This is a genomic window from Streptomyces violaceusniger Tu 4113 (assembly GCF_000147815.2).
Taxonomy (GTDB): Bacteria; Actinomycetota; Actinomycetes; order Streptomycetales; family Streptomycetaceae; genus Streptomyces; species Streptomyces violaceusniger_A.
This window is the reverse complement of record NC_015957.1, coordinates 10,482,855-10,505,804: the sequence shown is the minus strand read 5'-3', so window position 1 is coordinate 10,505,804 and position 22,950 is coordinate 10,482,855. Positions and strand designations below refer to the sequence as shown.

Annotated in this window: 24 protein-coding genes and 1 tRNA gene; 9 read left to right on the top strand and 16 right to left on the bottom strand. The window is 70.9% G+C overall.

Going from position 1 to position 22,950, the window contains the following annotated elements; all coding sequences use genetic code 11:
- Positions 1-105 precede the first annotated feature (105 nt).
- Positions 106-1,629 carry an MFS transporter gene (locus tag STRVI_RS42990; RefSeq protein WP_014061845.1) on the top strand — a complete coding sequence of 508 codons (1,524 nt, stop codon included), beginning with the start codon at positions 106-108 and terminating at the stop codon, positions 1,627-1,629.
- A 79-nt stretch (positions 1,630-1,708) separates the two neighbouring features.
- Positions 1,709-2,491, top strand: coding sequence for a TetR/AcrR family transcriptional regulator (locus tag STRVI_RS42985; RefSeq protein ID WP_014061844.1), 783 nt, complete (start codon positions 1,709-1,711; stop codon positions 2,489-2,491).
- Positions 2,492-2,840: 349 nt separating this feature from the next.
- Here the strand turns inward: STRVI_RS42985 and STRVI_RS42980 are convergent, their stop codons facing one another.
- Positions 2,841-3,692, bottom strand: a complete 852-nt coding sequence (locus STRVI_RS42980; protein WP_014061843.1) for a YceI family protein — start codon at positions 3,690-3,692, stop codon at positions 2,841-2,843.
- On the opposite strand from STRVI_RS42980, the gene STRVI_RS53210 reads away from it, so the two are divergent.
- Positions 3,691-3,858: a hypothetical protein gene (locus STRVI_RS53210; RefSeq protein WP_167543264.1), complete on the top strand. Its 168-nt coding sequence runs from the start codon at positions 3,691-3,693 to the stop codon at positions 3,856-3,858. The two genes, STRVI_RS42980 and STRVI_RS53210, sit on opposite strands and share 2 nt — an antisense overlap.
- 125 nt (positions 3,859-3,983) lie before the next feature.
- On the opposite strand, the gene STRVI_RS56585 is transcribed toward STRVI_RS53210, so the two are convergent.
- From STRVI_RS56585 to STRVI_RS42970, 3 genes are read right to left on the bottom strand one after another with little or no spacing between them, the layout of a single operon-like run.
- Complete coding sequence (locus tag STRVI_RS56585; protein ID WP_435532643.1) at positions 3,984-5,678, bottom strand: MFS transporter; 1,695 nt, start codon at positions 5,676-5,678, stop codon at positions 3,984-3,986.
- Positions 5,599-6,606, bottom strand: a complete 1,008-nt coding sequence (locus tag STRVI_RS56580; RefSeq protein WP_435532605.1) for an MFS transporter — start codon at positions 6,604-6,606, stop codon at positions 5,599-5,601. The genes STRVI_RS56585 and STRVI_RS56580 overlap by 80 nt, the downstream gene beginning before the upstream one ends.
- 8 nt (positions 6,607-6,614) lie before the next feature.
- On the bottom strand, positions 6,615-7,103 hold the full coding sequence (locus STRVI_RS42970) for a MarR family winged helix-turn-helix transcriptional regulator (protein WP_014061841.1): 489 nt from the start codon (positions 7,101-7,103) through the stop codon (positions 6,615-6,617).
- Between the two features lie 202 nt (positions 7,104-7,305).
- Here STRVI_RS42970 and STRVI_RS42965 point away from each other — a divergent pair, with 202 nt between their 5' ends.
- Positions 7,306-7,506, top strand: a complete 201-nt coding sequence (locus STRVI_RS42965) for a hypothetical protein (RefSeq protein WP_014061840.1) — start codon at positions 7,306-7,308, stop codon at positions 7,504-7,506.
- Positions 7,507-7,575: 69 nt separating this feature from the next.
- On the opposite strand, the gene STRVI_RS42960 is transcribed toward STRVI_RS42965, so the two are convergent.
- From STRVI_RS42960 to STRVI_RS53205, 4 genes are all read right to left on the bottom strand, one after another.
- On the bottom strand, positions 7,576-8,418 hold the full coding sequence (locus tag STRVI_RS42960; RefSeq protein ID WP_014061839.1) for a hypothetical protein: 843 nt from the start codon (positions 8,416-8,418) through the stop codon (positions 7,576-7,578).
- Between the two features lie 66 nt (positions 8,419-8,484).
- A complete protein-coding gene (locus STRVI_RS42955) occupies positions 8,485-9,315 on the bottom strand; it encodes an RNA polymerase sigma factor SigF (RefSeq protein WP_014061838.1) in 831 nt (276 codons plus the stop codon).
- 188 nt (positions 9,316-9,503) lie between these two features.
- On the bottom strand, positions 9,504-10,337 hold the full coding sequence (locus tag STRVI_RS42950) for an RNA polymerase sigma factor SigF (protein ID WP_014061837.1): 834 nt from the start codon (positions 10,335-10,337) through the stop codon (positions 9,504-9,506).
- 161 nt (positions 10,338-10,498) lie between these two features.
- Positions 10,499-10,663 (bottom strand): hypothetical protein, encoded by a 165-nt coding sequence (locus STRVI_RS53205; RefSeq protein ID WP_014061836.1) that lies wholly within the window; start codon positions 10,661-10,663, stop codon positions 10,499-10,501.
- A gap of 237 nt (positions 10,664-10,900) precedes the next feature.
- On the opposite strand from STRVI_RS53205, the gene STRVI_RS42945 reads away from it, so the two are divergent.
- A complete protein-coding gene (locus STRVI_RS42945; RefSeq protein ID WP_014061835.1) occupies positions 10,901-11,926 on the top strand; it encodes a 6-phosphofructokinase in 1,026 nt (341 codons plus the stop codon).
- A gap of 4 nt (positions 11,927-11,930) precedes the next feature.
- On the opposite strand, the gene STRVI_RS42940 is transcribed toward STRVI_RS42945, so the two are convergent.
- Positions 11,931-12,815, bottom strand: coding sequence for a universal stress protein (locus STRVI_RS42940; RefSeq protein WP_014061834.1), 885 nt, complete (start codon positions 12,813-12,815; stop codon positions 11,931-11,933).
- Between the two features lie 301 nt (positions 12,816-13,116).
- Between STRVI_RS42940 and STRVI_RS52295 the strand changes: the two genes are divergently transcribed.
- On the top strand, positions 13,117-14,580 hold the full coding sequence (locus tag STRVI_RS52295) for a DUF6777 domain-containing protein (protein WP_014061833.1): 1,464 nt from the start codon (positions 13,117-13,119) through the stop codon (positions 14,578-14,580).
- Between the two features lie 213 nt (positions 14,581-14,793).
- On the opposite strand, the gene STRVI_RS42930 is transcribed toward STRVI_RS52295, so the two are convergent.
- On the bottom strand, positions 14,794-16,218 hold the full coding sequence (locus tag STRVI_RS42930) for an FAD-binding oxidoreductase (RefSeq protein ID WP_014061832.1): 1,425 nt from the start codon (positions 16,216-16,218) through the stop codon (positions 14,794-14,796).
- 91 nt (positions 16,219-16,309) lie between these two features.
- On the opposite strand from STRVI_RS42930, the gene STRVI_RS42925 reads away from it, so the two are divergent.
- Complete coding sequence (locus STRVI_RS42925; RefSeq protein ID WP_014061831.1) at positions 16,310-16,975, top strand: TetR/AcrR family transcriptional regulator; 666 nt, start codon at positions 16,310-16,312, stop codon at positions 16,973-16,975.
- A 253-nt stretch (positions 16,976-17,228) separates the two neighbouring features.
- Here STRVI_RS42925 and STRVI_RS42920 read toward each other — a convergent pair.
- The 4 genes from STRVI_RS42920 to STRVI_RS53200 form a co-directional block, all read right to left on the bottom strand.
- Positions 17,229-17,315, bottom strand: a tRNA-Ser gene (locus STRVI_RS42920).
- Positions 17,316-17,394: 79 nt separating this feature from the next.
- Positions 17,395-17,895 carry a tRNA adenosine(34) deaminase TadA gene (gene tadA, locus STRVI_RS42915; RefSeq protein ID WP_014061830.1) on the bottom strand — a complete coding sequence of 167 codons (501 nt, stop codon included), beginning with the start codon at positions 17,893-17,895 and terminating at the stop codon, positions 17,395-17,397.
- A 101-nt stretch (positions 17,896-17,996) separates the two neighbouring features.
- Positions 17,997-18,533 carry a tRNA adenosine deaminase-associated protein gene (locus tag STRVI_RS42910; protein WP_106685808.1) on the bottom strand — a complete coding sequence of 179 codons (537 nt, stop codon included), beginning with the start codon at positions 18,531-18,533 and terminating at the stop codon, positions 17,997-17,999.
- 181 nt (positions 18,534-18,714) lie between these two features.
- The gene (locus STRVI_RS53200) at positions 18,715-18,882 is read right to left on the bottom strand and encodes a hypothetical protein (RefSeq protein WP_014061828.1); all 168 of its coding nucleotides are present in this window, start codon (positions 18,880-18,882) and stop codon (positions 18,715-18,717) included.
- A gap of 188 nt (positions 18,883-19,070) precedes the next feature.
- Here STRVI_RS53200 and upp point away from each other — a divergent pair, with 188 nt between their 5' ends.
- Positions 19,071-19,706 (top strand): uracil phosphoribosyltransferase, encoded by a 636-nt coding sequence (gene upp / locus STRVI_RS42905; protein ID WP_014061827.1) that lies wholly within the window; start codon positions 19,071-19,073, stop codon positions 19,704-19,706.
- A gap of 54 nt (positions 19,707-19,760) precedes the next feature.
- Here the strand turns inward: upp and STRVI_RS42900 are convergent, their stop codons facing one another.
- Together STRVI_RS42900 and STRVI_RS42895 are read right to left on the bottom strand one after the other, a co-directional pair.
- Positions 19,761-20,462, bottom strand: a complete 702-nt coding sequence (locus STRVI_RS42900) for a LytR C-terminal domain-containing protein (RefSeq protein ID WP_014061826.1) — start codon at positions 20,460-20,462, stop codon at positions 19,761-19,763.
- Positions 20,463-20,594: 132 nt separating this feature from the next.
- Positions 20,595-20,894: a type II toxin-antitoxin system VapB family antitoxin gene (locus tag STRVI_RS42895; protein ID WP_014061825.1), complete on the bottom strand. Its 300-nt coding sequence runs from the start codon at positions 20,892-20,894 to the stop codon at positions 20,595-20,597.
- Positions 20,895-21,244: 350 nt separating this feature from the next.
- Between STRVI_RS42895 and STRVI_RS42890 the strand changes: the two genes are divergently transcribed.
- Positions 21,245-22,864, top strand: coding sequence for an SDR family oxidoreductase (locus STRVI_RS42890; protein WP_078505624.1), 1,620 nt, complete (start codon positions 21,245-21,247; stop codon positions 22,862-22,864).
- Positions 22,865-22,950: the final 86 nt, after the last annotated feature.

The window sequence follows — 22,950 nt, the reverse complement described above, 5'->3', positions numbered from 1 at the left end:
TGCGGCGCGTGGACGATAATTCGCTGTACGCCGTACAGCGGTGCTTGTACGGTGTATAGCGCAACCACGTCGTCATACACCGTAGAAGCCCTGCCTGGAGTCCCCATGACGGTCTCGACCGCCGACGCCGCCTCCGCCCCACCCGGCCAGTCCCCGGGTGGTCATCCACAGCGCTGGCTGATCCTCGCCGTGATCTGCCTCGCCCAGCTCACCGTGTTGCTGGACAACACGATCCTCAATGTCGCGGTCCCCTCCCTCGCCCGGGAGATGGACGCGAGCACCGCCGAGATCCAGTGGATGATCAGCGCCTATTCGCTGGTCCAGTCGGGGCTGCTGCTCACCGCGGGCAATGCCGCTGACCGCTACGGCCGTAAGAAGATGCTGGTCGCGGGGCTGGCCCTGTTCGGGATCGGCTCGCTGTTCGCGTCGCTGGCGCAGGGGGCCGGCCAGCTCATCACCGCCCGCGCGGGCATGGGGATCGGCGGAGCGCTGCTGATGACCACGACGCTCGCCGTCGTGGTGCAGATCTTCGACGCGGCCGAGCGGACCAAGGCGATCGGCCTGTGGGGCGCGGTCAGCTCGCTCGGCATCGCCGCGGGGCCGCTGATCGGCGGCTCGCTGCTGGAGCACTTCTGGTGGGGCTCGATCTTCCTGATCAACATCCCGGTCGCGCTGCTCGGGCTGATCGCCGTGATCTGGCTGGTGCCCGAGTCCAAGGACCCGGTCGGCGACCGGCCCGATCTGCTGGGCGCGGTGCTCTCCACCATCGGTATGACCGGGGTCGTCTACGCGATCATCGCCGGGCCCGAACACGGCTGGACCTCGGTCCGGGTGCTGCTGTCCGCCTTCATCGGGGTCGTGGTGCTGACCGGTTTCGCGCTGTGGGAGCGTCATATTCCGTATCCGATGCTGGACATGCACTTCTTCAGGGACCGCCGCTTCGTGGGCGCCGTCGCGGGCGGCATCCTCGTCGCCTTCGGCATGGGCGGTTCGCTCTTCCTGCTCACCCAGCATCTGCAGTTCGTGCTCGGCTACGACGCGCTGGACGCGGGGCTGCGCACCGCGCCGCTCGCGCTGGTGATCGTGGCGCTGAACCTCACCGGGGTCGGCGCCCGGCTGCTGCCGAAGCTCGGGACGCCACTGACGATCGTCAGCGGTATGGGGCTGCTCGCGGTCGGCCTCGCGCTCATCGCGGTCCTCGGCGCGGACGGCTACGGCGGACTGCTGCTGGGGCTGGTGGTGATGGGGACCGGGATCGCGCTCGCCATGCCCGCGATGGCGAACGCCATCATGTCGGCCATCCCGCCGGAGAAGGCGGGGGTGGGCGCGGGCGTCAACGGCACCCTCACCGAGTTCGGCAACGGGCTCGGGGTCGCCGTCCTCGGCGCCGTGCTCAACTCCCGCTTCAGCTCGCTGCTGCCCGCGGCCGCCGCCGGAGCCGGCTCGCTCCCGGCCGCCCTCGCCGCGGCCCGTACCCCCGGGGACCGGGCGGCCGTCACGGACGCCTTCTCCTCGGGCCTGGAGACCAGCCAGCTCGTCGGCGCGGCGGCCGTGCTGGCCGGCGGGCTGCTGGCCGCGCTCCTGCTCAGCAGGGCCGAACGATCTTCACAGGAGGCCCCGGCGGCATAGCATCTGCAGGGAGTGAGGTGCCCTGTGCCGAGTCCCGGGACACGTGGTGCCAGCGCATCGGAGAAAGAGAGGCGCCGCCATGGCAACCGGCAGCCGTACCGTCCGCCCGCGGTCCAGCGTCTGGCTCTCCGAACGCAAGGCCCCCAAGCGCAAGGGCGATCAGCAGCCCGTCGGGCTCGACCATGTGAAGATCGTCGCGGCGACGATGCGGCTGCTGGACGCCGAGGGTCTGTCGGGCTTCTCGATGCGGCGGCTCGCGGCGGAGCTCGGCGTGACCGCGATGTCGGTCTACTGGTACGTGGAGACCAAGGACCACCTGCTCGAACTCGCCCTCGACGCCGCGATGGGCGAGATAGCGCTGCCCATGGAGGCGGTCGGGCCCGTCGAGGGCCAGGAGCACTCCCCGGCCGAGCCGCGGAACTGGCGTGAGCAACTGCGCCAGCTCGCCGCCGAGTACCGGCAGGTGATGGTCCGCCACTCCTGGCTGCCGGCGCTGCTGGGGGAGTACCTCAACATCGGGCCCAACGCGGTGGTCTTCAGCAACGCCGCGCTGGCCGTGATGCGCAACAGCGGACTGCCGGACGACAAGATCACCAGCGCGCTGTCCCTCGTCTACCAGTTCGTCTACGGCTTCGGCACGATCGAGGGCCGCTTCGCCGCCCGCTGCCGGGCGGCGGGACTCACCCAGGACGAGCTGTTCCACGAGACGATGAGCTCGGTCGCGGACCGGATGGAGTTCGACGAGTCGCGGAAGATCATGAAGGCTCGGGGCGGCAATACGGTCGAGGAGATGCGGGACCGCGACTTCACCTTCGCCCTGGACCTCGCGATCGCCGGTATCGAAGCCCTGCGCGACCGGTAGCGCGTGCCGGGCGGGCCGGGGTGCGGATCTGCTCACGCTGTACGGAGTCATCGACGATGCGCGTGCCGGGCGGGCCGGGGTGCCGCGGATCTGCTCACGCTGTACGGAGCCGTCGATGACGCGCGTGCCCGGCGGGCCGGGGTGCCGCCCGGGACATCGGCCGCCGGAACGGTCTGGCCGCCGGAACGGTCTGGCCGCCGGGCGGGCTGGGCGCTGACCGGTCGGGCGCCGGGACATCGGCCCCCGGACGGTCAGGGCGCCGACCGGTCAGGCCGCGGGGCGGTCAGACTGCGGCGCGGTCGGGCCGCCGGCGCGGTCAGAGCCCGACCGGTCAGCCTGCCCCGAGCGGTCAGGCCGTCGGGAGCTCCTCGCCCTGCACCGCCTGTATGTCCAGCTCCACCCGCAGGGTCGTGCCGATCGCCGCGATGCCCGCCGCGACCACCTGGTTGTAGTTCATCGCGAAGTCCTCGCGGCGCAGCTCGGCGATGGCCCGGAAGGCCGCCCGCACCCCGCCCCAGGGGTCGGGGCCCGTCCCCAGGTACGTCAGGTCCAGGTCCACGTCCCGGACGACGCCGTGCATCGACAGCTCGCCATGGACCGTCCAGCGGTCGGCCCCGGCCGCGCTCAGATGCGTGCTCCGGTACGTCAGCTGCGGGAACGCCTCCACATTGAGGAAGTCGGGCGACTTCAGATGGCCGTCCCGCATGGAGTTGCCGGTGTCGATGCTGGCCGCCTGGATGACCGCCTCGACGCGCGACTTCTCGATGTCCTCGCCGACCTCGATCCGCCCGCCGAACTCCGTGAACCGGCCGTGCACGCTGGAGATCCCCAGATGCTGGGCGACCGCGGCCACCGTCGAATGCGCCGGGTCGAGCGTCCACACACCGGGCGGGGGAAGTTCTACCCCGCCCTGACGTGCCAGCACCACCGTGCCCACGTCGGCCCGCCCGGAGGCGGTGACGATCGCCGTGGACGCGACCGGGGCATAGCCGACGGCGGTGGCGATGATCGTGTACGGCCCCGGCGACAGCGGCTCGTCGGTCCGCACGGCGCCGTCCCCGTTGGCCTGCGCGCGCAGCACCTGCGCGCCCGTCATATCCGTGACGGTCAGCACCGCGTGCTGGACCGCCCAGCCGTCGCGGGTGTGGATCCGGGCCCGCAGTCCCGCTCCCCCGCCTGCTCCTGCTCCTGTGGTCGTCATGCCGCGTTTCGCTCCCGCTCGGGTGTCGCTCGTGTTGCTCGTGCTGCTCGTGCTGCTGGTCGTGCTGGTGTTGCTGGTCGTGTTCGTGGTACTCGTCGAGCTGGTCGTGCTCGGCGCGTTCGCCGGGTACGTCGTGCTGGTGCGCCGGATCCGGGCGGCGGTGTAAGGCCGTCCCCTGCCTTCACTACACCGCCGCCGGGATCCGGGTTCCAGGACCGGCGGAAAAATCCGCCACCCGGACCGGGCCCGGGGCGCGTCTCCGCTCTTACGCGCCCCGGGCCCGGAGTTCCGTCACTCGCCCGGGTGGGCGAGCTCGACGTCGTGGCCGTCGACGCCGGGCCCGGAGACCGTCAGCGCCCCCGCGACCGGCGGGTAGCCGCTCGCGATGACCGTGTAGTCGCCCGCGTCCAGGTCGGTGAAGGCGTACGCGCCGTCCTCACCGGTGGTGGAGGTGGCGACCACGTTCCCGGCCGCGTCCACCAGGGTGACCCGCGCGTCCGGCAGTGGGCGCCGGTCGGCACCGGCCCGGACTATGCCCTGCACCCGGGCACCGGCCTGCAGGGCTATCTCCACCCGGGTCAGACCCTGGGCGCTTACCTCGACGGGGAGGGCCGCGGGCCGGTAGCCCGGCGCGTTCACCGCGAGCGTGAAGGTCCCGGAGACCAGTTCCTCGAAGCCGAAGTCGCCCTGCTCACCGGTCTTCCCGGTGGCCAGCACCTCGCCGCGGACATCGGTGACCACGACCATCGCCGCGTCGACCGGACGGCCGTCGGCGGCGCCGCGCACGGTGCCCACCAGACCGCTGGTGCCCGACAGAACGATGTCGAAGCCGAGCGGGTCGTCCCCGACCACGATCGTGGACGCCTGCGGCTGGTGGCCGTCGGCCGCCGCGATCAGGACGTACGAGCCGGAGCTCGGCGCGTCCAGGGCGTACGAGCCGTCGGGGTGCGCCACCGAGCGGCCAAGCTGCCGTCCGGCGAGCGAGATCAGCGTCACCGCGGCGCGGGCGACGGGGCCGCCGTCCGCGTTCCGCACGAAGCCGTGCACACCCTGCCGGGGCTGATGGTCCGCGCCGTCGCCCCCGGCGGAGGCGAAGGCCGCCAGGCGCTGCGGGGCGGTGGCCGCGAGGGCACCGCCCGAGTCCGGCTCGGGCATCCCGGCGGCCGGGGCGCCCACGAGCGCGGGCTCGAGGTCGGCGACCTGGCCGGCGGCGGCCGTGGCCGCCATCGCGTCGGCCGGGGTGGCGTCGGTGGCCGGGGCGTCCGAGGTGGCCGCGGCGGACTGCTGGGAGCCGGAGTTGGTCTTCAGGGCGACCTCCTTGATGAACAGGGTCAGCAGAAGGCCGAGCAGCGCGGCCGGGGCGGCGAAGAGGAAGACGTTCCCGACACCGTGGCCGTAGGCGCTCTCCATGATCGTGCGCATCGGCTCGGGCATCGCCTTGACGTCGGGGATGCCACCGCCGCCGGTGCCGGCGTGGCTCAGCGCGGCGCCCTTGGGGCCGAGTCCGGCCAGGCCGTCCTTGACGTAGTGGGTGACGCGGTTGGCGAGCACCGCGCCGAGCGCCGAGACGCCCACCGCACCGCCCAGGGAGCGGAAGAAGGTGACGACGGCACTGGCCGCGCCCAGGTCCTGCGGGGCCACCTGGTTCTGGGTGGCCAGAACCAGGTTCTGCATCATCATGCCGATGCCGAGGCCCATGAGCGCCATGTAGATCGCCATGTGCCAGTACGGGGTGTCGTACCGGATGGTGCCCAGCAGTCCGAGGCCCGCCGTCACCAGCACACCACCGATGACCAGCCATGCCTTCCAGCGACCGGTCTTGGTGATGACCTGACCGGAAACGGTCGAGGAGATGAACAGGCCACCGATCATCGGGATGGTCATGACGCCCGACATGGTGGGCGTCTCACCCCGTGCAAGCTGGAAGTACTGGCTGAAGAAGACGGTGCCGGAGAACATCGCGATACCGACGAAGAGCGACGCCAGCGAGGCAAGGGTGATCGTCTTGTTGCGGAACAGCCGCAGCGGGATGATCGGCCTCGCGCGCCTTGGACTCGATCAGGATGAAGATCAGGCCGAGCGCGATCGAACCGCCGACCATCGCGTAGGTCTGCCACGAGATCCAGTCGTACTTGTCGCCCGCGAAGGTCACCCAGAGCAGCAGCAGCGAGACCGCCGCGCTGATGAAGAAGGCGCCGGTCCAGTCGACCTTGACGTCCCGCTTGACCACCGGGAGCTTCAGGGTCTTCTGCAGCACGATCAGCGCGATGACGGCGAACGGAACGCCGACGTAGAAGCACCAGCGCCAGCCCAGCCAGGAGGTGTCGGTGATCACGCCGCCCAGCAGCGGACCGCCGACGGTCGCCACGGCGAAGGTCGCGCCGAGGTAGCCGCTGTACCGGCCGCGCTCACGCGGGGAGATCATCGCCGCCATGACGACCTGGGCCAGGGCGGACAGACCGCCGACGCCGACGCCCTGCACCACACGGCAGGCGATCAGCATGCCGGGGTTCTGCGACAGACCGGCCACCACGGAGCCCGCGACAAAGATCAGCAGGGCTATCTGGACCAGCAGCTTCTTGCTGAACAGATCGGAGAGCTTGCCCCACAGCGGGGTGGCGGCGGTCATGGCCAGCAGGGTGGCGGTGACGACCCAGGTGTAGGCGGACTGGCCGCCGTGGAGATCGGCGATGATCTCGGGCAGCGCGTTGGAGACGATCGTCGACGACAGGATCGCGACGAACATCCCCAGCAGCAGCCCGGAGAGCGCCTCCATGATCTGCCGGTGGGTCATCGGCGTCGAGGAGTCCGCGTCGTGGCCCTGATGGGCCCGGTGTCCTCCTCCGCCGTGCTTGGCGTGGGCGGGGTGCCCCGCGGGTCCCCGCACACCGCCGTCCGGTGTGGTCGTTGCCATGAAGTTCCTTAACGTTGCGAAGGCGTACGGGTGATGCTGGTCTCGGCCTGATGCGGCAGGGCCCGGGAACGCGTGTCCCCGAAACTCCTCCGCAATCGGTCGAGAAGTTCGTTGAGGTGGTCGACGTCCTCGTCCGACCAGTCGCTCAGACAGTTGGCGAGCGCGTCCGTGTAGCGCTCGGACACCTGGCCGAGCAGGGTTTGTCCGCTGGCGTTGATGGTCAGCAGCCGCGACCGCCGGTCGAGCGGGTCGGCCTTGCGGTCCACCCAACCGCGGTCCGCGACATGTGCCACATGCCGGCTGGTCACCGACATGTCGATGTCGAGCAGCTCGGCGAGCTTGCTCATGCGCATCTCGCCGTAGCGGTCGAGGAGCATCAGGACGATGGCGGCGCCCGATGGGCAGTCGGCCGGCAGGACGCGCCCGAGCCCGCGCTTGACGGTGCCGATGGCGCTGAGCTGCCGGGCCAGCTCCTCGTAGTGGCGCTGTGTGGCCACGGCACCCCCAGAGGGATTGGTCAGTTGCTTAAGGCAACCATAGAAGAAGTTAGTTGCAACAGGCAAATGAAAGGGCGGTCTGGGCGGTAAATTGCCGTTAAAGAGTCGTTCTGGAGTCGGTCAAGTGGGGTGGCTGAGGCGTGCGGTGCCGCTGAGACCCGGGGGTGTCCCGGAATCCGCTCGTTCGCTAGGGTCGGGGCCCATGGCGAACAACCCCCAGAGCCCCAACGGCAACCAGGACCCGTCCGGTTCCACTCAGATGTTCCGCGCCTTCGTCGACGAGGGCACGCGACAGCCTCAGGCGTCCACCGGATCGAGCGGCGGTTCGCGCGTCGGTCTGATCGTCGGCGTGATCGCGGCGGTCGTGATCGTCGCCGCGGTGGCCTGGCTGGCGCTGGGCTGAGCCCCGAAACCCTGACGCTTCCAGCGGGGGCATGAGCTCCCGCTGGACCTTACGGCTGCCGGGCCGGCCTTACGGCTTCCAGGTGACCGAGACGTCCCTGGTCTCGATATGCATGCCCAACGGCACCCGCCAGTCGTCCACGCACACCGTCCAGGTCTTCTCCTTCTTCTGACCCGCGCCGATCGGCGCGGGCAGCTCTTCCTCGGACTTGAGCGTCGCCCAGTCGATGCCGAGGAGGTCGATCACATGCGTCGAGAAGGTGACGGTGCCCGAGGCGACAGCGGATCCTCCGGTGTTGTGGAACTCGACCTTCACCTTCTCGCACCAGCGCTCATCGGTCGCCGTGCGCTCCGGCTTGCCGACTTCGAGGACGGCCGGACCGGTGGGCGTGGGGGAGCCGGAGGGGCCCGAGGGGTCCGAGCCGGGTCCGGAGGGCGAGGGCTCGCCCGGCCCGTCGCCATTGGGTCCGTTGCCTTTGGGCCCGTCGTCGCCCTTGGGGCCGTCGTCCGTACGCCCCGGGGTCCCGGAGCCGCCCTTCCCACCGCCCGGGCCGTCCGTACGCCCGGGGGCCGGTGGCGATGCCAAGGGCGCCCGGGAGGCCGGTCCGTCCGTTCTGCCGTCCCCGGTGGCGGTGGGGCCGGACGCGCCCCGATCGCGCTTCCCGTCCGTGCCGCTCTTACCGTCGCGATCGTCCCCTGTGCCGTCCTCGTCCAGGGGCACCAGGTCGACGCCGCCCTTGGGCGGTAGGGCCTTCGCGCTCCGCTGGCCGTCGGGCCCGGCCGCCCCGGCGGCGACATAGCCGTCGCCGCCTGCGCCGCAGCCGCTGAGCAGGGCCCCCAGGCACAGCGCGGCCGCCGAGGAGGCGAGTGCCGTGCCTCGGCGGCCGGTTGTCCGGCTCGATGCGTATCGCATCGGGCCAGTGTGTCTGACGGCCCGTCAGGTGTACAGGGATCCGACAGGGCGACCGGCCGGTCCGGCTCAGTCCGAGATCAGGCCCTCGCGCAACTGGGCCAGGGTCCGGGTGAGCAGCCGGGAGACATGCATCTGGGAGATCCCGACCTCTTCGCCGATTTGCGACTGCGTCATATTGGCGAAGAAGCGCAGCATGATGATCTGGCGCTCGCGCGGCGGCAGTTTGGCCAGCAGGGGCTTGAGCGACTCGCGGTACTCCACGCCCTCCAGGGCGCTGTCCTCGTACCCCAGCCGGTCGGCGAGCGACCCCTCGCCGCCGTCGTCCTCGGGGGACGGGGAGTCCAGCGAGCTGGCCGTGTAGGCATTGCCCACCGCGAGCCCGTCGACCACGTCCTCCTCCGAGACGCCCAGCGCCGTGGCGAGCTCGGGGACGGTGGGGGAGCGGTCGAGCCTCTGGGACAGCTCGTCACTGGCCTTGGTGAGCGCCAGCCGCAGCTCCTGCAGCCGCCGCGGGACCCGCACCGACCAACTGGTGTCACGGAAGAACCGCTTGATCTCGCCCACGACGGTCGGCATGGCGAACGTCGGGAACTCCACACCCCGTTCGCAGTCGAAGCGGTCGATCGCCTTGATCAGGCCGATGGTGCCGACCTGGACGATGTCCTCCATCGGCTCGTTACGGCTGCGGAACCGGGCCGCCGCGTAGCGGACGAGCGGGAGGTTCAGCTCGATGAGGGTGTCACGGACGTAGCCGGCTTCCGCACTGTCCTTGTCGAGTGTGGCGAGCCGCAGGAAGAGGGAGCGGGAGAGGGTGCGGGTGTCGATGGCGTCGCAGTCGTCAGGCATGAGCGGTGCATCGTTGTTGAGCACCTTCGAGCTGCCCAGTTCTACGGACATGCCACCCCCTAGAGGTCGCGGACGGATCCCAGCTGCGCGGTTGGCGTCCGACGCAGCCTCCCCCTGAATACCGGAGGTCGGGCCCCGTCAAACGCGGTTCCTGCAGAATGTCACATGTCGGCAACACGCTGTAGCGCCAAGTCGACATTACAGCCTTGAGGTGCCGGGGCGCAGGTCCCTCGCAAGGATCAGGACTCGATCCGATTTGCGGACCTCAGCCTGGCGAAGCTGCGGGACAGCAGCCGGGACACATGCATCTGCGAGACGCCGAGCTCGGCGCTGATCTGAGATTGCGTCAGATTGCTGTAGTAACGCAGCAAAAGGATACGCTGCTCGCGCTCGGGCAGTTGTACGAGGAGATGGCGCACCAGATCGCGGTGCTCGACTCCGGCGAGCGCCGGATCCTCGTAACCGAGCCGGTCGACCAGCCCGGGCAGTCCGTCGCCCTCCTGGGCGGCCTCAAGGGAAGTGGCGTGATAGGAGCGGCCCGCCTCGATACAGGCGAGCACCTCCTCCTCGCTCAGCTTGAGCCGTTCGGCGATCTCGGCCGTCGTCGGGGAGCGGCCGTGCAGCACGGTCAGGTCCTCGGTCGCGCCGTTGACCTGCACCCACAGCTCATGCAGCCGGCGCGGCACATGGACGGTGCGGACGTTGTCGCGGAAGTAGCGCTTGATCTCGCCGACTACGGTCGGCATGGCGAACGTCGGGAACTGCACCCCGCGGTCCGGGTCGAACCGGTCGATCGCGTTGATCAGGCCGATGGTGCCGACCTGGATCACGTCCTCCATGGGTTCGTTGCGGCTGCGGAAGCGGGCCGCGGCGTAGCGGACCAGCGGCAGATTGGCCTCGATCAGCGCGGCGCGCACACGGGTGTGCTCGGGGGTTCCCGGGGTGAGGCCCGAGAGCTCGGCGAAGAGCACCTGGGTGAGCGCTCTGGCGTCAGCCCCGCGGCTTCTGCCGCTTTCGCTGCCGCCATCGCTCTGGGGCGGGGTTCTGGGCGCGGTACGGGCCGACACGGTCACGCCACCCCTTCACAGTTACTCACCCGGCAAAAGCGGTCATAGCATCACAAGACATGTGCACTGTGTGCAAGCACCGCTTTACCACGTGTTGGTGGAGGAATCGCCAAATAAGGGGCTAAATGGGGTTGCAGTTCGAGAGGTGGGAGCGGGGTGGATCGAGGCTATTTGGTCAGTTCCGTCATGAAGTCGCCGACGCTCGTGGCGGCGTCCGATATGCCCTCGAAGCCGACCTGGACGAGGTCGGCCGCCCTGGCCGGCGTCTTGATGATCGTGTACAGCACGAAGACGATCAGCATATAGAGCACGATTTTCTTCGCCTGGGCCATCTGTGCTGCCTCTCCCGCTGTGCCCCTGTGCAGTCGCGAGAGTCTATCCACACCTCTGGCGCATCAGTCGCATCAGTCGGATGAACAGACCGGTGTTGTGGAAACGGTCCTTCGCCGGTGTGGGCGCCGCGCTACAAATGGGTGGATTCTGGAGAAAGAGGGAGTGACACCAGGCAACACCAGTGGCGGCAGAAGGAGCGGCGGCAGCGGCTCGGGGTGTCGGCGGAGGGAGCGGAGATGCGTGTCGGTGTGCTGACCGGCGGCGGTGACTGCCCCGGGCTCAACGCCGCGATCCGCGGCATCGTCCGAAAGGGCGTGGAGGTGCACGGCTTCGAGTTCGTCGGCGTGCGGGACGGCTGGCGCGGCGTGCTCGAAGGAGCCATCGTGCCGCTGGACGTCCCGGCCGTGCGCGGCATCCTGCCGCGCGGCGGCACCATCCTCGGCTCCTCCCGGACCAACCCCCTGGCCAGCGAGGACGGCGTCGGCCGAGTGCGGGAGACCCTCGCCGAGTACGAGGTGGACGCGCTCATCGCGATCGGCGGCGAGGACACGCTCGGAGTCGCCGCGGCACTGGGCGGCGAGGGCATCCAAGTGGTCGGGGTGCCCAAGACGATCGACAACGACGTGGCCGGCACCGACTACACCTTCGGCTTCGACACCGCCGTCAATATCGCCACCGAGGCGATCGACCGGCTGCACACCACCGCCGAATCCCACACCCGCGCCCTGGTGGTCGAGGTGATGGGGCGGCACGCCGGCTGGATCGCGCTGCACTCGGGCATCGCGGGCGGGGCCAACGTCATCCTCATCCCCGAGCAGCCCTTCGACATCGGCCAGGTCTGCGCCTGGGTGGAGAACCGCTTCAAGATCAGGTACGCACCGATCGTGGTGGTCGCGGAGGGGGCCGTGCCGAAGAAGGGGCAGATGGTGGTCAAGGACTCCAGCCTGGACGAGTTCGGCCATGTCCGGCTGTCCGGTATCGGCGAGTGGCTGGCCCATGAGATCGCCGATCGCACCGGCAAGGAGGCCCGCACCACGGTCCTGGGCCATATCCAGCGCGGTGGCACGCCCAGCGCCTTCGACCGCTGGCTGGCCACCCGCTTCGGGCTGCGCGCGATCGACACCGTCAAGGACCAGGACTTCGGCACGATGGTGGCGCTGCGCGGCACGGACATCGTGCGCATACCGCTCGCGGAGGCCACGGCGGGCACCAAGACCGTCGACCCCGCGCTCTACTCCGAATTCGGGGTGTTCTTCGGCTGAGCGCTCAGAGCGCGGGATGCGGCACGACCGCCACCGGGCAGTGGGCGTGGTGCAGTACGGGATGGGCGACCGGCCCCAGCCGCAGCTCGGTCGGCCGGGTGGCCGCACGGCGCCCGATCACCAGCAGCCCGGCCCGCTCCGAGGCCCTCACCAGCGCCTCCGCCGGATTGAGCAGAATGACGTCCGGCACCACCGTGACCTCCGGATATCTCTCCCGCCACGGCCGCAGGGCGTCGGAGACCACCTGGCTCTCCTGGTCCTCCCACATCGCGCGGTCCTCCTCCAGCACCGTGAGCATCCAGGCCGACGGGGAGGCCGGGGGCAGCGCCCACGCATGCACGACCCGCAGCGGCACGCCCCGCTCCTGGGCGGCGCGGAACGCGAAGTCGGCCGGTGCCTGTGCCGGGGCATGCGCGTCGAAGCCGAGCTGCACCTCGTCCGTATGCGCACCGTCCCATCCGTCGCCCGTACACCGCGCCTCCGGGACCGTGACGACCGGGCACTGGGCCATCGCCGCCACCCGCAGCGCCACGGAGCCCACCGCCAGCCCGTCGAAGCCTCCCCAGCCCCGGGCCCCGACCACCAGCAGCCCGGCGCCCGCGGCGGCCGTGAGCAGTGCCTCGGCCGGTTCGGCGGCGGTGTGCTCCCCTTCGATCTCGAGGTCCGGATCGCGCGCCCGGAAGTCGGCGACCGTCTGCCCGAGCATCTGCTCGCCCACGTACTGCCAGGCGTCCGCCCCGGGCACCGGCGAGACCCTGCGCGGCAGCGGCGGACTGGCGTGCACCAGCCGCAGCACGCGCCCGCGCCGAGCCGCCTCCCGCGCGGCCCATTCGGCCGCCGTAAGGCTGCGCTGCGATCCGTCGACCCCCGCCACGACAGCGCCGCTCATCCGGGTCCTCCTCGGCTGCCGTCCGTTTTCCGGTCCGTTCCCCTGCCAACTGGAGCAGGTCCGTTTAGTCTAGATACGCGGCGAACATCCGACATGGTCGGAGGGGGCGCCGCACACAGACCGCGAGGGGTAGCGACCGCCCCCGGTCCGGGCCACCGGACCGGGGGCGGTTCTGCGAGCGGCGGCGGCCAAACACGGGCCAAGTCCCCCAAAAGTGGGGTGAGATGTCGGGGTTTCGGGGGAAGCGGGGGCGTGCGGGGCGAGCGCAGGATGGGGAGCGAGGTAAGGGAAGGAGAGGGAAATGCGCTCGATCTCATGGCACCTCACCTCACGTCGCTCAGCACTCTTCGTCGGTTTCGTCGTCGTGGTGGCCGTCGTGGTGGTCCTTGGGATGGTCTCCTCCTCCGAAAAGGCCTCCGGGAAAGCTTCCAGAGAGGCTTCCGGGGAAGCCCCCCGATTCGCCTCGACGGTCGAATACCGGCGCGAACCCGTCGGAAAGACGTCCGTCCCCGCGTTCACCTCCTCCGCCGGCCATGACCGCAAACACGTGGTCTCGCCCTCCAACGGAGGCCGGGCCTTCCGCGGCGACACCCCCGGTCTCTACGCCGGCGTCCGGAACCGGCAGCCCTGCGACCGGCAGGGACTGACCCACGACCTCGACGCCGACAAGAAGAAGGGCGCGGCCTGGAGCCGGGTCCAGAACATCAGCCCGGACGACATCCCCGGTTTCGTCCAGCGGCTCACGAGCGCCACTCTGCGCTCCGACACCTACGCGAAGACCTACGGCTACCGCGGCGGGGTGAAGCCGGTGTCCGCCGTCCTCCAGGCCGGAACGGCGGTTTTCGTCGATGAGCACGGCGCGCCCGTCGTGAAGTGCGACTCCGGAAATCCCGTGCGGGTCTCGGCCCCGCCGCGCAACGCCAAGCCGACCTTCACCGGGCCCCAGTGGAACGGTTTCTCCCGGACCACGGTGACCGTCATCCGGCCGGCCACGAAGAACGTCAAGCACCTCGTCCTGGTGGGCATCGGCAAAACCGAGCTCCTGAAGCGCCCGCTCGGCGACGGCGACGGCAGCGGGAACCCGCGCGACACCGTGCTGGCACGGGCCGACTACCCGTCCACCCTGGCGATGCCGGGCGAGCAGCACGCCCCGCGCCTGCGGGAAGCGCCGAAGATCAGCCTGAAGCCGTCCGACCGGTTCACCCCGCTGGAGACCGATCGCCCGTCCGGGACCCCCTCGCAGCAGTCGCAGCCCTCCGACCAGCCCTCCGACCAGCCGTCGGATCCGGGCCAGCAGCCGCAGGACCAGCCCACGGACCCGGGTCAGCAGCAGCCGCAGGATCAGCCCTCCGACCCGGGGCAGCAGCAGCCGCAGGACCAGCCCACGGACCCGGGTCAGCAGCAGCCGCAGGATCAGCCCTCCGACCCGGGGCAGCAGCAGCCCCAGCCGCAGGACCAGCCCTCCGACCCGGGCCAGCAGCAGCCCCAGGATCAGCCCACGGATCCGGGCCAGCAGCAGCCGCAGCCCCCGCCCCCGCCGCCCCCGAACCAGCCGCCGCCCAACCAGCCCCCGCCGAACCAACCGCCCCCGAACCAGCCCCCGCCCCCGCCGCCCCCGAACCAGCCCCCGCCGAACCAGCCCCCGCCGAACCAGCCCCCGCCGAACCAGCCGCCGCCGAACCAGCCCCCGCAGGACCAGCCACAGCAGCAGCCCGACCCCAACCAGCAGCAACCCCCGCAGCAGCCGCCCCCGTCCGGCCCCTGACCGCCAGGGCCGCCCTGGCTCCGCCGTAGTAACGGCGTCCGTTCGGCGCAACCGAACGGACGCCGGGCGCGCTCCGCGCACCGTCCGGCGACAGCATGGTGACCATGGTCCTGCCCGCGTTCCTGACCAGGACGATCAGGCTGCTGCTCGGCCGTGCGGATCGGCCGCTGCATACCCAGGCGGCCGTCGCGGCCACGCTCGTCCTCGGCGTGGTCATGCTGCTCGGGCGGACTCGGTGTTCGCGGGGGCGATGTTCTTGTTGAAGCGGAGCAGGTTGTCGGGGTCCCAGGCGGCCTTGACAGCCCGCAGCCGCTGGTGCTTGGCCTGGCTTCCGTGGACTCCTCGGCGCCATTCCTCGCCCAGGTCGTCGGTGAGGTTGGTGTAGCCGTTGGTCAGGGAGTGGGGTCGCAGGGCGGCGTCGACGGCTGTCGCCCATTGCGCGTATGGCGAGTCCTGCTCGGGCGTGTCCCACATGGCGATCGCTTCCCACAGCCAGGCGGCGCCCTCGCGGGAGAACGCGGTCTCGTCCTCGGCGGTGTCCTGGGAGATCGCGCCGCCCATGCACCACAGGTTGATCGTGGTGGCAGCGCCGGGGTTGGGGGGTGCGGAGGACCCATGGGTCAGGAGGGCGTCGATGGCATCGGCGGACAGGGCCGGAAGGTAGCCGCCCGTTGAGTTCATCCGCTTGCCGTGCGGAGCGATGGCGTCCAAGAGGCTGTTCGCCCGCAGCCACGGCATCGGGGTGACCAGGTTGGCCAGCGGGCGGGCGAGTGCGGCGAGCGGGGCGATGGCCTCGTCGGCCTTGCCGAGGTCGCCGGTGTAGACGGGGACGAGGACGAGGACCGGCTTGCCGTGCACTTCCTCGGGCAGCGTCGGCGCGGGGGCCAGGGTGATCGCGGTGAGCAGGCCCAGCTCGCGCGGGGCGGTGGCCATGTGCGCGGGGAGCCGGCCGAGGACGTCGGCGGCCCGGTCGAAGCCGACGATCAACTGACCGGCCACGACGTCCGGCCCGACCGGGTGCGCGCGGTACTCGAATGCGGTGACGACCCCGAAGTTTCCGCCCCCGCCGCGCAGCGCCCAGAACAGTTCCGGGTTCTCGGTCGCGTCGGCGCGGACCTTGCGTCCGTCCACGGTGACCATGTCGCAGGCCAGCAGGTTGTCGACGGTGGCGCCGTAGCGGCGCATCAGGTGGCCGATCCCGCCGCCCAGGGTCAGGCCGGCCACCCCGGTGGTGCTGACCGTCCCGGCGGGTACGGCCAGGCCGTGCCGCTGGGCGGCGGCGTCCAGCTCACCGAGCAGGACGCCCGGCTGGGCCCGTACCACCCGGGTCACGGGGTCGACGGCGATCGCCTTCATCGGCGAGAGGTCGACGACCAGGGCGCCGCCCGGCATCGCGTATTCGTCGGAGCCGTGTCCCCCGCCGCGTACGGCGACCGGGATGCGGCGGGCGGAGGCGTAGCGCAGGACGGTCGCGACGTCGTCCTCGTCGGCGCACTGCGCGATCAGCGCGGGCCCCTCGTCAGCGGCGCGGCCTTGGTACAGGGCCCGTGCGGCGTCGTAGCGGTTGTCGCCCGGGCGCAGCACCCGGCCGCGGAAGCCGACGGGGAAATCGGTGTGGGGGTCTGCCGAGACGGTCATGTGAGGGCCTCCTCAAGGGGATGCGGCACAGCAGCAGCTAACCGGAAATTCAATTTCCGGTTACGCCATCGCAGGCTAACATCGGGATCACATGAGCCCAGCCACGCCCCCCGCAGACCGGCCACTTCGCGCCGACGCCCGCCAGAACGTCGAGCACATCCTCGACGTCGCCCAGGAGGTCTTCGCCGACCTCGGCTACCAGGCGTCGATCGCGGAAGTCGCGAAGCGCTCCGGCTTGGGCATGGGCACGATCTACCGCCACTTCCCGAACAAGGCCGTGCTGGTCGAACGCATCGCGATCAAGGTGATGCGGGAGAGCCTGGCCGAAGTGCGGGGCGCCCTCGCCGGAGAACCGGCCACCTGGCCCGCCTTCACCGGGGTCGTACGCCACATGACGAGCCTGCGCAGCAGCCAGCTCTTCCCCGTATCGCGTGGGCGGGCCACCGAAGCGGGACCGGAACTCGTCGCCGTCCGCACCCAGCTCCTGGCCGCCTTGGAGGACCTGGTGACCCGGACCCAGCAGGCGGGCATCCTGCGCGACGACGTCAACGCCTACGACATCGTCCTGATGCTGAACTCCATCCCGCCGCGGCACACAGCCGACACGGTGGATGACGAACCCGTGTCCGACCTGGCCGACCGCTACATCGGCGTCCTCCTGGACGGGCTGCGGGCCCCCGGCTCCGAGCCCCTGTCCCGACCCGCCCCCGGCCGCCGGGAGATCGACCAGTTCTTCCGCACCACGCAGGGGCTCTGACGGAGGATCACAGCCCGTCGGACGGGAGGCGTTGTCCGGGGCCGAGCGACAACCGCGCTGTACGGCGTGGCGGGCGTCGGGGTCGGTGGGGCGGGGTTCCCACAGCAGGCCCCGTCATCGACGGCCGTTTCGGCAGGTCGGCTGGGGTCACGCGGGGCTCACGTGCCGGGACGTGTCCACACGACTGGTGGACACATCCACCCGCAAAACACCCCTCTGCCCTGCGATTCCGCAGTTCAGAGGGGTGTGAGAGCGGTAGCGGTGGGATTTGAACCCACGGAGGAGTTGCCCCCTCACGCGCTTTCGAGGCGCGCTCCTTCGGCCGCTCGGACACGCTACCGAGAGAGAGCCTAGCGGACGGGTGGCCGGGAACCGAAATCGGTTCCGGGACGGGGCCGGGACGGGGCCGGGCGCAGGGGTCAGGACTTGCGGAAGAAGGCGGTCAGGGGGGCCGCGCACGCCTCCGCCAGGACGCCCGCGATGACCTCGGGGCGGTGGTTGAGGCGGCGGTCGCGGACGACGTCCCAGAGGGAGCCGACCGCGCCGGCCTTCTCGTCCACGGCGCCGTAGACCAGCCGGTTCAGGCGGGACAGGACGATCGCGCCGGCGCACATCGTGCACGGCTCCAGGGTGACCACCAGGGTGCAGCCGGTCAGCCGCCAGCCGCCGAGGTGGTGGGCGGCGGCTCGGAGGGCGAGGACCTCGGCGTGGGCCGTGGGGTCGCCGTGGGCCTCGCGCTCGTTGCGGCCGCGGCCGAGTACCGAGCCGTCCGGGCCCAGCACGACGGCGCCGACCGGCACATCTCCCGTCTCGGGTGCCCGTACCGCCTCCTCCAGCGCCAGGCGCATCGGGGCGCGCCAGGGATCGCGCAGGGGGTCGGGTTCGGGGCCGGGCAGGAGGCCGGTCAGCGGATCGGTCATGACGTCAGTGTGGATCGGTTCATGCGGATCGGTTCGGTTCGCGATTCGTGTGGATCACTTGGATCAGTGCGGTGACGGGGCGGGTGGCATGGCTGCGGCGGTCAGCGCACCGCCTCCAGCCCCTCCATGCTGCAGCCCAGCATCTCGGCGATCGATTCGAGGGCGTCCCCGTCGAGAGACTTCAGCTCCTTCTCGTCCATGCCGTAGTCGGCCAGGATGTCGGCGTCGCCGAGCGGGCCGAGCGGGACCGGGGCGTCGTCCGCGTCCTCGTCGTCCCGGTCCGGCTCGCCGTCCTCGGTGCCGTCCAGGTCGACCAGGCTGTCCAGATCGTCGTCGGGGTCCCGGCCGAGCAGCTCGTCGGTGAGCATCGTGCCGTACGAGGTGCGGGCGGCCGCTGCCGCGTCCGATACGTAGATGTGCGGGTCGTCCTCGCCGTCCACACGGACGACGCCGAACCACGCGTCTTCGTGCTCGATGAAGGCCAAAACCGTGTCGTCGTCCTTGGAGGCCAGACGGGCCAGTTCGATCAGATCCGTCAGGGTTTCCACGTCATCGAGCTCTGTGTCGCTCGCTTCCCACCCTTCTGCGGTGCGCGCGAGCAATGCGGCGAAGTACACCGTGACTCTCCCACTGGTCATAGGCGTGCCGGGGGCGGGCGGGACAGTGTCCCACCCCAATCGGAATCGTGGCAGAAACCGTCGCGTCGCGAGAGGTCTTCCACGCTGCGTCGTGCACCAGTCCAAAGAGATGTGGCTCACGCGGACGGAATCGAAACGCGCGGAAACCCCCTCCGGCGGTTCGGTGGAAGCCCACCAGGGATCACCAGGAAAAGGTCCGCATGTGTATCGCCCGGCGCATCCGGGCCGCGCGGGCCTGGCGGGGACGCACCCGGTTCCGCACCGCTCTGGCCTCGTTCAGCGCGCGCAGGAAGCGGTCGCGACGGCGGCGGCGTTCCGCGGAGGTTTCCTTCGCGGTCGCGTCGGCCATGGTCAATCACTCCTCGGGGCCGAGGTGTCGCCCGGGGGCACCCCGGGCGCTGCTGCCCACTTTCCCCCGAAACAGCGGTTTGATTCCAGTGCGGCGGCAGACGGTTGAGCGCGGGGGAGGCGCACGGAGGGGGCGGACGGGGTCACCGGCGGCAGCCGGGCTCCGGAGGCTCGGTTAGTGTCGTTGCCATGCGGACCCACGTCGTCGACCACCCGCTGGTGGCGCACAAACTCACCACGCTGCGCGACAAGCGCACCGACTCCCCCACCTTCCGGCGGCTCGCCGACGAGCTGGTGACCCTGCTCGCGTACGAGGCCACGCGCGATGTGCGCACCGAGCAGGTCGACATCGAGACCCCGGTGACGGCCACGACCGGAGTGCGGCTGTCCCATCCGCGCCCCATGGTCGTGCCGATCCTGCGGGCCGGTCTCGGGATGCTCGACGGCATGGTGCGGCTGCTGCCCACCGCGGAGGTCGGCTTCCTCGGCATGATCCGTGACGAGGAGACGCTCCAGGCGTCCACCTACGCCACCCGGATGCCCGAGGACCTCTCCGGCCGTCAGGTCTACGTCCTGGACCCGATGCTCGCCACCGGCGGGACGCTGGTCGCGGCGATCAGGGAGCTGATATCGCGGGGCGCCGACGACGTGACCGCGCTGTGTCTGCTGGCGGCGCCGCAGGGTGTCGAGCTCATGGAGCGCGAGCTGGCGGGCGCGCCGGTGACGGTGGTCACCTCGTCCATCGACGAGCGGCTCAACGAGCAGGGGTACATCGTGCCCGGGCTCGGCGACGCGGGTGACCGGATGTACGGGAGCGCGGGCTGAGCCCTGCTTGAGGCAGCGGCCCAGGGTGCTCTCACGCGAGTGGTAGGCGCCGGGTCAGCGGCAGGGCTTTCCGGAGGGCGCGGGCGAGGGCTTGGCCAGGGCGGCCAGCGCCTTGTCGGCGTCCTTCTGCTTGACCAGGTCCTTGAAACTGTTGCCGATGATCAGGTCGACGTCCTTGCCGTTGCGCGCGTCGTTCTTGGTCTGGGCGCCGCTGAGCTGAGTGCCGAGCACGTTGAAGGCCCCGTCGCCGGCGCCAGGTGCGCCGAGCAGCATCCCGGCGGTCTTGACCTTCTTGTCGTACTCCTCCGGGGCGTTGCCCACCTTCCCGATCTTGAAGCCGCGCTTCTCCAGCTCCTTCGCGGTGTCCTTGGCGAGGCCGGAGCGCGTGGTCGCGTTGTAGACGTTGACCGTGATCTGGTGGGGCTTGGGCAGTTTCCCGCCGGTACGGCCCTGCCGGCCGCCCTGACCGCTCTGGCCGCTGTCGGACCGCCCGGACTTCGCCTTCTCGTCGGGGCGCTTGTCGCCGCGCTCGCAGTCCCCGGTGCCGTGCGCCGCGCGGACCGTCTGGTCGTCGCTGTCTCCGGAGAAGACGTCGATGAGCTGAAGTGTTCCCCAGCCGACCAGGCCGAGCGTCAGGACCGAGCCGAATGCGGCGAACATCAGCCGCCGGCGGCTCCGGGGTCGGCTCATCCGCGGATAGCGATTGCCCGTAATGCGGTACTTTCCGCCCATGCCGGGAGGGGTCAGCATGCTCATGAGCGCAGCGTAGTGCGGCCAGGTGGCGATGCCTACTAAATGATCAATGGTTGGTGCTCAGACCAACCCGAAAGGGTCAACAGAGATCGGAAGTCGATCAGCGACGATCGGTCACCGGGGGTGCGGGCGCGGTCAGCCCTCGAGCTCCAGGACCCGCGCGTGCAGCACCTGGCGCTGCTGGAGCGCGGCGCGCACCGCCCGGTGCAGCCCGTCCTCCAGATAGAGATCGCCCTGCCATTTCACGACATGGGCGAAGAGGTCCCCGTAGAACGTCGAGTCCTCCGCGAGCAGCGTCTCCAGGTCGAGCTGCTGCTTCGTCGTGACCAACTGGTCAAGACGTACCGGGCGTGGGGCGACATCCGCCCACTGGCGGGTGCTTTCCCGTCCGTGGTCGGGATAGGGCCGACCGTTTCCGATGCGCTTGAAGATCACACGGAAAGCCTACCGGGCAAGCCCCTTCCGGCGCAGCCAAGGCGTCCGAGTGCCGGGCCGGGGCCGATCTTCACCGGGCTCGGGAAAACGGAAAAAATGCTCGAAAGGGACTAGGCGCTCAAAGGGGGTCGGAGTAACGTGAAAAGCAGCCTGCGGGGCGAGCGAGGGAGCTTGACCGGAGAGGCGCTCAGGACAGAGGACGTAAGTCCCCCGGAGCGCTTCCTAGAGGGCCGGGCTGAGAGGCTCGAAGGTCGGGGAGACCTGAGAGCGACCTCCACTACCTGATACGGACAATGCCGCCGAAGGGAGCCCACCTCGCAGGTTTTGTCCTGCCCGCGCACCATGGCCTCATGGCTGTTCCCGAGCGTCCTGTTCCCGAGCGTCCGCCGGAGCCGGATCGAGCGGTGGACGGTGCGCCGGAGCGCGCGCCGGAGCCGCGCCGCTGTCTGGTCACCGGGGCCACCGGCTATATCGGCGGCAGGCTGGTGCCCGAGCTGCTGGCCGCGGGGCACCAGGTGCGGTGTGTGGCCCGCTCGCCCGAGAAGCTGCGCGATCACCCATGGGCGGGGCGGGTGGAGACCGTACGCGGCGATGTGACCGACGAGGAGTCCATCGGCGCCGCCATGGCGGGCGTGGACGTCGCGTACTACCTGGTGCACGCGCTGGGCACCGGACCCGGCTTCGAGGAGACCGACCGCCGTGCCGCCCGGATCTTCGGCGATCGGGCCCGGGCCGCGGGAGTCCGCCGGATCGTCTATCTCGGCGGGCTGACCCCGGGCGGGGTCCCCGAGCGCACGCTGTCGCCCCATCTGCGGTCCCGGGCCGAGGTGGGCCGGGTGCTGCTGGACTCCGGGGTGCCGACGGCCTTCCTACGGGCCGGGGTGATCGTCGGCTCGGGCTCGGCCTCGTTCGAGATGCTCCGCTATCTCACCGAGCGGCTGCCGGTGATGGTGACGCCCCAATGGGTGCACACCCGCACCCAGCCGATCGCCGTCCGCGATGTGCTGCGGCTGCTGGTGGGCTGCGCCGCGCTGCCGGACGAGGTGCACCGGAGCTTCGACATCGGCGGCCCCGACGTCCTCACCTACCTCGACATGATGCGGCGGTACGCGGAGGTGACCGGGCTGCGGCGGCGTCTCGTCGCCCCGGTGCCGGTGCTCACGCCCAGGCTGTCCAGTCTCTGGGTCGGCCTCGTCACCCCCGTACCGGGCGCCATCGCCCGCCCGCTGGTGGAGTCGCTGCGCCATGAAGTGGTGTGCGCCGAACGGGACATCGTCCGCTATGTGCCGGACCCGCCGGACGGGCCGCTCGGCGTGGACCGCGCGCTGGAGCTGGCCCTGCGGCGGGTCCGCGACGCGAAGGTGGCCACCCGCTGGTCCTCCGCCGCCACCCCCGGCGCGGCCGGCGATCCGCTGCCCACCGACCCCGACTGGGCGGGCGGCAGCCTCTACCAGGACCGCCGCGTACGCGTGGTGGACGCCTCGCCGGAGGACGTCTGGCGGGTGGTGGAGGGGATCGGCGGGGAGAACGGGTGGTACTCGATGCCGCTCGCCTGGGCGCTGCGCGGCTGGATCGACACCCTGGTGGGCGGCGTCGGACTGCGCCGGGGCCGCCGGGACGCGGCGCGGCTCAGGGTGGGGGACAGCCTCGACTTCTGGCGGGTGGAGGAGGTCCTGCCGCCCCGGCTGCTGCGGCTGCGGGCCGAGATGCGGCTGCCGGGCCTGGCCTGGCTGGAGATGACGGTCGACCGGGACGCGCGGGGCGGGACGGTGTACCGGCAGCGGGCGCTGTTCCATCCGCGCGGCCTCGCCGGACATCTCTACTGGTGGGCGGTCGCGCCCTTCCACGCTCTCGTCTTCGGCGGGATGGCGCGGAACATCGCCGCCCGGGCCGAGAAGGACGTGGCCGGGACGGACAGGGGCGGGACGGACGCGGCCGGGACGAGGGCCCCCGCGTCCCGCTCGCGGTGAACCCCGCCGTCGGCCCGGCGGGTCCCGGGCTCTCCGGACTCGCGAGCCCCTTTGGTTCCGTACTCCCAGGACTCCTGAGCCCGGCG